Source organism: Coprococcus intestinalis, assembly GCF_023656595.1.
Classification (GTDB): Bacteria; Bacillota; Clostridia; order Lachnospirales; family Lachnospiraceae; genus Coprococcus_A; species Coprococcus_A intestinihominis.
Genome location: NZ_JAMOKJ010000003.1, coordinates 143,779 through 156,155, shown reverse-complemented (window position 1 = coordinate 156,155; position 12,377 = coordinate 143,779). Strand labels below are relative to the sequence as shown.

The following is a 12,377-nucleotide window of genomic DNA, read 5'->3' as shown; positions in this document are numbered from 1 at the left end:
CATGTCTATTTGTCCAAAGAATAAATCATCAAAAGCTAGAAGAGACAGCCGTAGAGCTAACTGGAAGATGTCTGTTCCTTCATTATCCAAATGCAGCAAATGTGGTGCTTTAGTAATGCCTCACAGAGTCTGCAAGGCTTGCGGAGCTTACAATAAAAAAGAAGTTGTTAAGGTTCAGTAATAATAAACTGCAACCATCAGAAAAGAGACTCTTCGGAGTCTTTTTTTTGTACCATTTCATACGACGGAAAGGTTGTCTGATAAAAAAGGCTGTATTTTCTGAAAAATTATGGTACTATATTAAGGTGCATAATGGTAAGCGTGCAGTTAGAATGAGACATATGTATTGTGCGCATATGTGTATGATGAAGGAGGACAAAATCATGCGTAGATCAATCAGACGTTATTTGAGTATGCTGCTTGTCATGCTGATGACAGTATCAGCTGCAGCAGTCATTTGTACAAAGAATGCTTATGCCGGAAGTTTTTCCGGCGGTTATATATCGCTTGGTGCCGATCTGACAGAGGAAGAGAAGTCAAAGGTTCTGGAACTCTTTGGTGTGGATGAGAAGGATTTGGAGAATTATAAAGTCGTGTATGTGACTAATAAAGAAGAATATCAGTACCTGGACAGCTATATTTCAAGCGCACAGATCGGTGATCAGGCCTGGTCTTCGGTATTGATTACGGAAGGCAAAAAGGGCAGCGGCATCGATGTGACAACGAAGAATGTTATTTATTGTACAACCGGTATGTATGCCAATGCGCTGGCGACAGCCGGTGTGGAAGATGTGAATGTAGTTGTGGCCGGTCCGTTTAATGTATCCGGTACGGCAGCATTGGTGGGAGCACTGAAAGCTTATTCAGAGATGACAGGTGAGACTGTGGATGAAAAGGTTGTGGATGCGGCCGTGGATGAGATGGTGACCACAGGCAGTCTGGAAGATAATACCAATACTGACAACGAGAAGGTGGAAGGAATGGTAGCCTATCTGAAAGAACAGGTTGCAAGCGGCAACAGCAAGGATAAGGATCTGGATCAGATCATCAATGATGCGGCGGATAAGTTTGAGATCACATTGAATGAAGATCAGTTTAACCAGTTAAAAGCACTTCTTGAGAAGCTGGGCGGCCTGAATTTGGATCTGGGATCATTGAAGAGTCAGGCACAGGCGGCTTATGATACATTGAAGGATATGGGTTTTGATATCAGCAAGATTCATATCGATACAGAAGAAGCAAAAGGTATTTTCCAGCAGATCATTGATATGATCAAGGGTTGGTTTAATTAGGACAGGAAGGAAATAGACTATGAGTGAATTGGTAAGAGTGGCCGTGGATGCCATGGGCGGCGATCATGCGCCGGAAGCCGTTGTGCAGGGCGTTGTTGATGCATTAAATGCGAGCAAAGAAATCGAGGTATTACTGGTGGGTGATCAGACGGCTATTGAGAAGTGTCTCACCGGTGCGCAATATGATAAAACACGTCTTCAGGTGATCCATGCATCAGAAGTGATCACCAATAATGAGACGCCGACCATCGCCATCAAGAAGAAGAAGGATTCTTCCATTGTTGTTTCACAGAGACTGGTGCGTGAAGGCAAAGCGGATGCTTTTGTCTCAGCAGGCAGTACCGGAGCTGTTCTGGTGGGCAGCCAGGTGCTGATCGGACGTATCAGAGGTATTGAGCGTCCGGCGCTTGCACCGTTGATTCCGACAACCAAAGGCTTTTCACTTTTGATCGACTGCGGTGCCAATGTGGATGCCAAGCCTTCCAATCTTGTGCAGTTTGCAAGAATGGGTGCCATTTATATGGAACATATCTTGGGCCGCAAGAATCCCCGGGTAGCCATTGTGAATATTGGTATTGAGGAGGAAAAGGGCAATGCACTGGTGAAACAGACGTATCCTCTTCTGAAAGAATGCGGGGATATTAATTTTATCGGCAGTATTGAGGCCCGTGATATACCAAACGGTTATGCAGATGTTATTGTCTGTGAAGCTTTTGTAGGCAATGTGATTTTGAAGATGTATGAAGGCGTGGCCGGTGCACTGATGGGCATGGTCAAGGAGACCATGATGTCTTCACTGAAAACAAAGATCGGGGCGCTTCTTATTAAGAATGAACTGAAGCAGACATTGAAAGACTTTGATGCTTCTGATTACGGCGGTGCACCGATGCTGGGACTGAAGGGACTGGTTGTTAAGAGTCATGGCAGTTCCAATGCCAAAGAGTTCAAGCAATCTATTCTGCAGTGTATCGCATTCAAACAGCAGAATATTTCAGGCAGGATCGCAGCGTCTATTACAGCGGATAAGGGATTACTTTCAGCTTCAGAAAGCAAGACGGAAGAATGATACAATAGTTGATCTAACAGGAAGAGGGAGAAGAATGGCAAATCATACATTATTAAAAGAACTGCAGCAGAAAATTGATTATCAGTTTAAGGATGAGAATCTGTTGTTTACGGCACTGACACATAGTTCTTATGCCAATGAACACAAATTGCATAAGATTCATCATAATGAACGTCTGGAATTTCTTGGGGATGCGGTACTTGAAGTTGTATCCAGTGATTTCCTGTTTAAGAATTTTCCTGATATGGCAGAAGGTCAGATGAGCAAGAAGCGGGCAAGCCTTGTTTGTGAGCCTACATTGGCTTACTGTGCAAGACAGATCGGGCTTGGCAAATATCTGATGCTGGGAAAAGGTGAGGATATGGGCGGCGGCCGCAACAGAGATTCTATCCTGTCAGATGCATTGGAGGCTGTCATCGGTTCTATTTATCTGGACGGCGGTATTGAACAAGCCGGCAGCTTTATTATGACCCATGTTTTGAATGATATTGAACATAAAGCCATGTTCCAGGACAGCAAAACAATTTTGCAGGAACTCCTTCAGAAGGACCACAAAGATCCGATCACCTATGAAGTGGTGGATATGACAGGACCTGAGCATAACAGAATGTTTGTGATGCAGGTGAAGCTGGGAGATAGAGTGATTGGCAAAGGCAGCGGCAGAACGAAGCAGGCAGCCGGTCAGGAGGCTGCTTATCATGCAATCCTGGCATTAAAGAACAAGCAGGAACATTAGGGGACAGTGTATGTTTTTAAAAAGTATTGAGGTACAGGGCTTTAAATCCTTTGCCAACAAGATGGTTTTTGAATTTCATAAAGGCATTACGGGCATTGTAGGGCCTAACGGCAGCGGAAAGAGTAATGTAGCGGATGCAGTTCGCTGGGTACTGGGTGAGCAGAGTGCCAAACAGCTGAGAGGATCCAAGATGGAAGATGTTATTTTTTCCGGTACTGAGAGCAGGAAACCTCTGGGTTTTGCCTACGTGGCAATCACTCTGGATAATTCAGACCATCAGCTGGCAGTGGAATATGATACTGTGACGGTATCAAGGCGTGTGTACCGTTCAGGAGAAAGTGAATACAAGATCAATGGCCATAACTGCAGATTGAAGGATGTGCAGGAACTGTTCTTTGATACAGGTATCGGTAAGGAAGGCTATTCGATTATCGGGCAGGGTCAGATTGACAAGATCCTCAGCGGTAAACCGGAAGAACGAAGAGAATTATTTGATGAGGCGGCCGGGATTGTCAAGTACAAACGTCGAAAAGCCCTGACGGAGAAGAATCTGGCGGAAGAACAGCAGAATCTCAGCAGAGTGCGGGATATTTTGTACGAGCTTGAGAAACAGGTAGGACCGCTTGAGAAACAGAGCGAGACTGCAAGAATTTATCTGAAGCACAGAGATACACTGAAGCAATATGATGCCAATATGTATCTGTTGTCTTTTTACCAACTGAAAAAAGATAGTGCTGCCATCGATGAGAAAATGGATATTGTCAGTACACAGCTGAAGGATTCCCAGGAGAATTTTGAGAAGATCAAAAGTGCGTATGCCCAGATGGAAGCGCTGATGGAGCAGTACGATCAGAAGATTTCACAAGATCAGGAGGTCTGCAATCAGCAGGCTTTAGAGAAACAGCGTCTTGAAGGCGGCAAAAATGTACTGGTTTCTAAGACAGACGGCATCAGCAGCAAGGAAGAACAGTTTGATGCATTGATCCTTGAGACAGAGGCGAAAATCGAAGAGAAGAAGAAACTTTCCGAGGAAAGTGAGAAAGAACTGAAAGCCCTGGAAGAGGAACTGCAGGAACTGGAGCAGCATAAGAACAGCTCTGAAGAAGCATTGAACAGTATGTCCGGTACGATGACATCATTGCGAGATCAGATTGATTCACAGAACAGTGATATTATTGAATTTCTGAATGAGGCGGCGAATATTAAAGGACGTATGCAGCGTTATGAGACAATGCAGGAACAGACACAGATCAGACAGTCTGAATTGAATCAGAAACTGATCGCACTTCAAAGTGAAGAATCTTCAGAAGGTGAGCTGGTAGAGGCATTTAAGAAGGAAGCACAGGGCATTGAACTGGAGCTTGAGAGGCTGCAGGCAGAACAGTCCGCCTGCAAAAAGAGAGCTGCCAAAATTTCCGATGATCTGATGAAATGCAGAGAGGCTTTCAATGCGGCTGAGAAATCTTTCCATGAAGAGTCAGCACGTTATCAGACACTGAAGAATATCACGGAGCGCTATGACGGTTACGGTGTCAGCATTCGTAAGATCATGGAGCGTAAGAGTGACTATAAAGGTATCATTGGCGTTGTGGCGGATATTATCCATGTCAGCAAAGAATATGAAATTGCCATAGAGACAGCCCTTGGCGGCAGTATTTCCAATATTGTTACGGATAATGAACAGACGGCAAAGAGTATGATACAGTTTTTGAAGAAGAATCGTTTTGGCCGTGCAACCTTCCTGCCTTTGACGAGCATCAGGGGGCGCAGGGCAGAGAATGCGGACAGAATCTGTGGTGAGGAAGGCGTTATTGGTCTGGCCAGCGATCTGATCCGTGTGGACAGTCAGTTCGGACATCTGGCGGATTACCTCCTTGGCCGGGTGTTTATTGTGGATCATATTGATCATGCGTTGGCTTTGGCCAAGAAATATCGTTATTCTTTAAGAATTGTGACTTTGGAAGGCGAGTCCTTAAATCCGGGCGGTTCATTATCCGGTGGTGCCTATAAGAATACAGGCAACCTTCTTGGCAGGCATCGTGAAATGGAAGAATTGCAGAAACATGTGGAGACACTTCGCAAAGAGGGCGCCTCGCTGAAACAGCAGATCAATCAGCTGCAGTCAGACAAAGACAGTAATAAAGCAGCCATGGAGAAAAATACAGCTGAAGAATCCCGGCTTACACTCCATCAAAATACGGTGCGTCTGCGTCTGAAACAGGTTGATGAGAGCCGTGGAGAGCATGCAAAATCCATTCAGGATATTAATCGGGAGACGGCCCAGATCAAAACGCAGCAGGAACAGATCAGGCAGTTCAGGCAGCAGCTGACGGTTCAGATGGATGAACTGGAGGCAAAGAAGAAGAATGCTGAGGAACTGGTGACATCATTGACGGCCAAACTGGAAGAAATCTCCGAACAGGAGAAGAATTTCAACAGTCAGACAGCAGATATGCGGATTCATTATGCCAACCAGGTACAGAAGAAATCTTTCATTCGAAAGAGTATGGATCAAAACCGCAGCGAAATCCGTCATTTACAGGAAAAACTGGCAGATTACCGTGCCCAGAAGGCTGTTTTCGGAAGTGAGAAGGATGCAATACGAAGACAGATTGATGAAACAGAGGCCCAGATTGCTGCTTTGACAGAAGAAATGACAAAAAGCCAGGCAGTGCTTCGCCAGAAAACAGATGAACGCAGTAAATATGCAGCTGAGCATAAAACATTTTTTGCAAAACGTGAAGAATTGTCTGAGACGATCAGTCAGCTGGACAAAGAACAGTTCAGACTTGGCAGTCAGAAAGAAAAGCTGGAAGAGAGCCGCAGCCAACTCAGCAGTTATATGTGGGAAGAGTATGGCCTGACTTATCAGACAGCCAGGGAATTATCAGATGATGCGCTGCAGGCACTGCCGTTGGCGAAACTGAAAAAAATGACAGCAGATGTTAAAGGACAGATCAAAGCCCTGGGCAATGTCAATGTCAATGCCATTGAAGAATATAAGGCAGTGGCCGAGCGCTATGAGACGATGAAGACTCAGCATGATGATATGGTGGAAGCGGAAGAGAAGCTTGCCGGCATTATTGAAGATCTGAACAGTTCCATGCAGAAGCAATTCAAGGAGAAGTTCATGCAGATCCAGAAAGAATTTGACCGTATATTCAAACTTCTTTTCGGCGGCGGAAAAGGTACGCTGGAACTGGCGGATCCGGAAAATCTGCTGGAGACAGGTGTTATTATTACAGCGCAGCCGCCTGGTAAGAAACTGCAGAATATGATGCAGCTGTCCGGCGGTGAAAAAGCATTGACAGCGATCGCATTGCTTTTTGCTATTCAAAGTCTGAAACCTTCACCGTTCTGCCTTCTGGATGAGATCGAAGCGGCACTGGATGATGCCAATGTTAAGCGTTTTGCAGAATATCTGCATAATCTGACAAAGGATACGCAGTTCATTGTTATTACGCATAGACGAGGAACGATGAATACAGCGGATATTCTTTACGGTATCACCATGCAGGAGAAGGGGGTTTCAACACTTGTATCCGTGAATCTGATAGAAAATGAATTAGGAAAATAGGAGGTAATTTATGTCTGAAGAAAAGAAAGGCTTTTTTTCACGTCTTGTGGAGGGCCTGACAAAAACAAGAAATAATATCATGTCCGGCTTTGATGCGATCTTTTCCGGATTTTCCAATATTGATGAAGATTTTTATGAAGAATTGGAAGAAGTGCTTGTTATGGCAGATCTGGGTATTCATACAACGGAGAATATTATTGAGGAATTGAAGCGGAAGGTTAAGGAACAGCATATCAAGGAACCACAGGCATGCAAGCAGCTGCTGTCAGATACGATCAAAGAGCAGATGCGTGTCGATGAGGAAGCTTATCAGTTTGAGCATCAGACGTCCGTGGTACTGGTCATCGGTGTCAATGGCGTCGGCAAGACAACAACCATTGGCAAACTTGCGGGACAGTACAAAAAGGCAGGCAAGAAAGTTGTTCTTGCTGCAGCAGATACATTCAGAGCAGCGGCCATTGAACAGCTGACAGAATGGGCCCATAGAGCAGGTGTTGATATCATTGCCGGCCAGGAGGGTTCTGATCCTGCATCGGTTATTTATGATGCCATTGCGGCAGCAAAAGCCAGAAAAGCGGACATTCTTCTGTGCGATACAGCAGGCCGTCTTCATAATAAGAAGAATCTGATGGAAGAGCTGAAGAAAATCAACCGTATTATCGAACGGGAATATCCGGAAGCTTATCGTGAGAATCTGATCGTGCTGGATGGTACAACCGGTCAGAATGCCCTTGTTCAGGCAAAACAGTTTAAGGAAACAGCAGATATTACAGGTATTGTGCTGACAAAACTGGACGGTACTGCAAAGGGCGGCATTGCCATTGCTATTCAGGCAGAACTTGGTGTGCCGGTGAAATATATCGGAATCGGCGAAAAAATCGAAGATCTCCAGAAATTCGACACGGACGCCTTTGTTGACGCTCTCTTCACACCGGCAGAAGAAAATTAAGTTAAAGACCGGCGTGCAGTCTATAAGTTGTACACCTTTTTAGTTTCAGAAAAATGTCAGACTTTCATTAAGAAATCTTTAGGATTCATTAAGGCTGGCTGAAGTGTTATTATATAGGATATAAGGGTAGGAAAGGAGCTGATAGTTACAGCAATGAGCAGAATGCGAAATGTTTTAGAATATTTGGAGCAAAGTGCGGAACGCTTCCCGGAGAAATCGGCCGTAACGGATGGTATCTGTACTTATACATATAAAGAATTGTTAGCGTATTCCAGGAAGATCGGCAGTGGGATTGCGGCATACTGCAGATCGGAACAGCCAGTCGCTGTTCTTGCAGAAAAGGGGGCCGATACATTGGCTGCTTTTCTGGGGATTATTCAAGCCGGTTGCTTTTATGTGTTGATGAATCCGGAGCTGCCAATCGGCAGGTTAGAGCAGGTACAGCAAGTTCTTCAGGCTGCGTATATTGTCACGGACAGGGAACATCGGGAGATGGCTTTGCAGATTGTGCCTGAGCATCAAATCCTTTGGATGGAAGAACTGATGGAAACTGATGAGAATCAGACATTATTAAGTGAGCGCAGAAAGCGTGCCATAGACACAGCACCGCTGTATGCTAATTTTACTTCAGGCTCTACGGGGCAGCCTAAGGGTGTGGTTGTCAGTCATCGGAGTGTTCTGGATTTTATTGATGTTTTTACGGAATTATTTGGCATTACATCAGAAGATCGGATTGCTAATCAGGCACCTTTTGATTTTGATGTTTCTGTGAAAGATATTTATTCTTCACTGAAGACAGGTGCAACCCTTGTCATTGTGCCGAAGCAGCTGTTTTCACAACCGGCACCGCTGTTGGATTATCTCTGTGACCATGAAGTGACGGTGATGATCTGGGCAGTATCGGCGCTTTGTCTGATCAGTATTTTTCATGGATTGGATTATAAAGTGCCTGCAAAAGTTCGAAAAGTATTGTTCAGCGGTGAAGTGATGCCGCCGAAGCATCTGAAAGCCTGGATGGACCATCTGCCGGAAGCAGATTTTATTAATTTATATGGTCCGACGGAGATCACATGTAACTGTACATACCACAGAATTGACAGGAACCGTGATTATTCAGAGGGCGTCCCTGTCGGAAAGGCATTTCCGAATGAACATGTCTTTTTGCTGGATGAACAGGATCATGAGATAACAGAACCGGACAAGGCAGGTGAGATCTGTGTGCGCGGTACAGCGCTGGCCCTTGGCTATTATCGGATGCCGGAGCAGACAGCGGAGCATTTTGTACAGAATCCGCTGAATCATTGTTACCCGGAACTGATTTACAGAACCGGAGATCTGGGGCGGTATAATGAATATGGAGAAATCCTTTTTGGCGGCAGGAAGGATTATCAGATTAAGTATATGGGACACCGGATCGAACTTGAAGAGATTGAGCGCGCCATGGAGAACATTGAGGGCATCAGCAGAGCCTGCTGTATTTTTGATGAGAAGAAGTCGAAATTGTATGGCTTTTATGTGGGCGAAATCGAGAAAAAGGAACTGCATCACCGGATGAGCAGCAGTTTGCCGCCGTTCATGGTGCCGGGGGCTTTGAGAAAGGTGGAGCAGATGCCGCTTACCAAGAATGGCAAGACGGACAGAAAAGCATTGATGGAGAAACATGCAAAGGGGGCAAGAGCATGATGACAGACGAACAGATGATGGCATTGGCCCAGACCTATCAGACACCGATGCATATTTTTGATATGGCGATATTGAAGAAGCGGGTTGCTTTTCTGAAAAGTCATCTGCCTGAGCAGGTTTCATTGTGTTATGCAGTGAAAGCGAATACATTTATTATTAAGGAATTATGCGGACAGGTAGAACGCTTTGAAGTGTGTTCTCCAGGGGAATTGGCAATCTGCCGTCGTCTGCAGATCCCGATGCGCCAGGTGGTTTTATCCGGTGTATATAAGACACCGGCAGTTATGGAGGCTCTTTTCAGGGACGGTGTAGATATCGGTATTTTTACGGCGGAATCCATGGAACAGTATTTGTTGCTGGCCGGGCTTGCCGAGCGCTATACGATGAAGATCAGACTGCTGCTCAGATTGACAAGCGGCAATCAGTTCGGCATGGATGAGAACGTGTTGATTCAGACGATCCGCATGAGCCGTTCGAATGAATGGGTGGAAGTGGAAGGAATCCAGTTCTTTTCAGGGACTCAGAAGACTTCTGTCAAAAAGCTCAGACGGGAGCTGACATATGTGGATGCCTTTATTCAGAGACTGGAGACGGAGGAAGGTTTCCGGGTGAAAGAACTTGAATTCGGACCGGGACTTCCTGTATTCTATTTCCAGGGCGATGATTTTGATGAAGTTTCATTTTTGGCAGAGTTTTCGGAAATGCTGAGTGAGATGACCAGTCAGGTGAAACTGACCTTTGAACTTGGCAGAAGTATAGCTGCATCCTGCGGAACCTATATGACTTCTGTTGTGGATGCCAAGGTGAACAAGAAGCAGAATTATGCCATTGTGGATGGCGGTATTCATCAGCTGGTATATTATGGACAGTCTATGGCAATGAAACATCCGTATTGTCATGTGCTGCCTGAGAAACAGGAAGGTGAAACCATGGACTGGAATCTATTTGGTTCTCTGTGCACAGTGAATGATATACTGGTGAAGCAGATGCCGGTCAGAAATCTGACGGTGGGAGATGTCATTGTCTTTGAAAATACAGGGGCCTATTCAACAACAGAAGGCATTGCGTTGTTTCTGAGCAGAGATCTTCCGAAGATTCTTTTGAGAAAAGAGGATGGGGAGATCCATGTGCTGCGGGACAGCATTGACACCGACCCACTGAATACACCGAATTATCATGAATAGACAAGCAGATTGAAATTATGCAGCGTATGCTGCGTACATTATGGAAGGAGATTATGAATGATGAAAGAACAGATTATTGAGATTTTAGAGGATATCCAGCCGGAGGCAGATTATGAGACATGTCAGACATTGATTGATGACCATATTCTGACATCTTTGGATGTTTTATCATTGGTGGCTGAACTGGAAGATGAATTTGATGTAACAATTCCTACAGTTGAGATTATTCCATCCAATTTTAATTCAGTGGATGCAATTGCGGCAATGGTTGAAAGACTTCAGGAAGAGGGCTAGAAATGAAGTCCTACGTTGCACCGTTATATCTGTTGGTATTTCTTCCGGCAGTTGTATTTTTATATAATATTGTCCCTAAGAAACTGCGTCCGGTGGTATTGCTTCTGGCAAGTTACCTGTTCTTCTGGAGTATCAGCGGCAAATTGATTTTGTTTTTGCTTATTTCTACATTTTCAATCCATCATTTTGGGTTGTGGATGTCAAGCCTTCAGGAAGAACGTAATCGGATTCTTGCCGAAACAGAGCGCCCTAAAAGAAAGGCTGTGAAAGCTGAATATATACGTCGTCAGAGATGGGTTATTTTCCTGGCTGTCTGCATACATATAGGAACGCTGCTTGTGCTGAAGTACACGGCCTTTTTCGGTCAGAATTTGAATTCGTTGCTGGCATTGGCAGGGGTTGACTGGACATGGAAGATCCCTAAAATGGTGATGCCGATCGGTATTTCTTTTTACACCATGCAGGCGATGTCCTATATTCTGGATGTTTACAGGGAAACACTGAAGCCGGATAAGAATATCGGACGGCTGGCACTTTATATGGCTTTCTTTCCGTCCATGATGGAGGGACCAATCTGCAGATATAATGATGATGCGGTAAGCTTATGGGAAGGCAGAAGAAGCAGTGTTCAGAATCTTGTCTTTGGTGCTGAACGTATTTTGTATGGTGTCATGAAGAAAATGGTCATTGCAGACCGATTGAACATTATGATCAAGACACTGTATTCCGGTTATGCGGATTATGACGGCGGCATGATGGTTGTGGCTGCTATTGCTTATACCTGTCAGCTTTATATGGAATTTTCGGGAACCATGGATGTGGTTATCGGAAGTGCGGAACTCTTTGGTATCGTTCTTCCGGAGAATTTTAAACGTCCGTTTTTTTCAAAGAGTATTTCGGAATTCTGGACACGCTGGCACATTACATTGGGTACATGGTTCAGAGATTATATTTTCTACCCGATTTCTATGTCAAAGCCTATGAAACGTCTTACATCAAAGGCAAGGAAGAAAATCGGTAATCATTTCGGACCATTGATTGCCGGTTCTATTGCACTTTTTGTTGTTTGGCTGTTCAATGGATTATGGCATGGTGCTGGATGGCATTACATTTGTTTCGGCATGTATCACTTTGTACTGATCGCTTCTGCCAATGCGGTTGAACCTTATACCAAGAAGCTCCTTGAGAAGCTGCATATTCGCCGCGAAGAAGGTGGCTATAAGTGTTTCAGAATCGTAAGAACCGCATTGCTTGTATGTATTGGTGAGCTGATATTCAGAGCCGACAGTCTCAGGATTGCCATGCGCATGCTGAAAAAGATGTTCACAGATTTCAACTTCAAATCCTTTACAGATGGTACGCTGCTGAATCTTGGTATGGACAAGTATGATTTCCTGATTGTGGCGGTTTCGGTATTGATTGTGTTGGTGATCAGCATTGCCAACGAAAGAGGAATCTGCATTCGTCAGAAACTGGCAGAGAAAAAGGTTGTTGTTCGATGGGCTGTTGTCTACGGACTTATTTTATTCTGTATTATATTTGGTGCGTATGGTATGAATTATACACCGGTCGATCCGATTTATGCAGGATTTTAGG

General features: G+C 44.7%; 10 protein-coding genes. All 10 read left to right on the top strand.

What is annotated here, in order from left to right; genetic code table 11:
- Position 1: 1 nt before the first annotated feature.
- The 10 genes from rpmF to NBH03_RS03545 all read left to right on the top strand — a co-directional run bounded on the left by rpmF (position 2) and on the right by NBH03_RS03545 (position 12,376).
- On the top strand, positions 2-181 hold the full coding sequence (rpmF, locus tag NBH03_RS03590) for a 50S ribosomal protein L32 (protein ID WP_015514042.1): 180 nt from the start codon (positions 2-4) through the stop codon (positions 179-181).
- 202 nt (positions 182-383) lie between these two features.
- Positions 384-1,292: a DUF1002 domain-containing protein gene (locus NBH03_RS03585; protein ID WP_250797195.1), complete on the top strand. Its 909-nt coding sequence runs from the start codon at positions 384-386 to the stop codon at positions 1,290-1,292.
- A gap of 19 nt (positions 1,293-1,311) precedes the next feature.
- Positions 1,312-2,358 (top strand): phosphate acyltransferase PlsX, encoded by a 1,047-nt coding sequence (gene plsX / locus NBH03_RS03580; protein WP_250797188.1) that lies wholly within the window; start codon positions 1,312-1,314, stop codon positions 2,356-2,358.
- Positions 2,359-2,392: 34 nt separating this feature from the next.
- A complete protein-coding gene (rnc, locus tag NBH03_RS03575; protein WP_015514045.1) occupies positions 2,393-3,094 on the top strand; it encodes a ribonuclease III in 702 nt (233 codons plus the stop codon).
- Between the two features lie 10 nt (positions 3,095-3,104).
- Positions 3,105-6,671 carry a chromosome segregation protein SMC gene (gene smc, locus NBH03_RS03570; protein WP_250797178.1) on the top strand — a complete coding sequence of 1,189 codons (3,567 nt, stop codon included), beginning with the start codon at positions 3,105-3,107 and terminating at the stop codon, positions 6,669-6,671.
- 10 nt (positions 6,672-6,681) lie between these two features.
- The gene (ftsY, locus tag NBH03_RS03565; protein ID WP_250797168.1) at positions 6,682-7,620 is read left to right on the top strand and encodes a signal recognition particle-docking protein FtsY; all 939 of its coding nucleotides are present in this window, start codon (positions 6,682-6,684) and stop codon (positions 7,618-7,620) included.
- A 153-nt stretch (positions 7,621-7,773) separates the two neighbouring features.
- On the top strand, positions 7,774-9,303 hold the full coding sequence (locus tag NBH03_RS03560) for an amino acid adenylation domain-containing protein (RefSeq protein ID WP_250797165.1): 1,530 nt from the start codon (positions 7,774-7,776) through the stop codon (positions 9,301-9,303).
- Positions 9,300-10,487, top strand: a complete 1,188-nt coding sequence (locus NBH03_RS03555) for a diaminopimelate decarboxylase family protein (protein WP_250797163.1) — start codon at positions 9,300-9,302, stop codon at positions 10,485-10,487. The genes NBH03_RS03560 and NBH03_RS03555 overlap by 4 nt, the downstream gene beginning before the upstream one ends.
- A 60-nt stretch (positions 10,488-10,547) precedes the next feature.
- Positions 10,548-10,781: an acyl carrier protein gene (locus NBH03_RS03550; protein ID WP_015514050.1), complete on the top strand. Its 234-nt coding sequence runs from the start codon at positions 10,548-10,550 to the stop codon at positions 10,779-10,781.
- 2 nt (positions 10,782-10,783) lie between these two features.
- Complete coding sequence (locus NBH03_RS03545) at positions 10,784-12,376, top strand: MBOAT family O-acyltransferase (RefSeq protein ID WP_250797161.1); 1,593 nt, start codon at positions 10,784-10,786, stop codon at positions 12,374-12,376.
- Position 12,377: the final 1 nt, after the last annotated feature.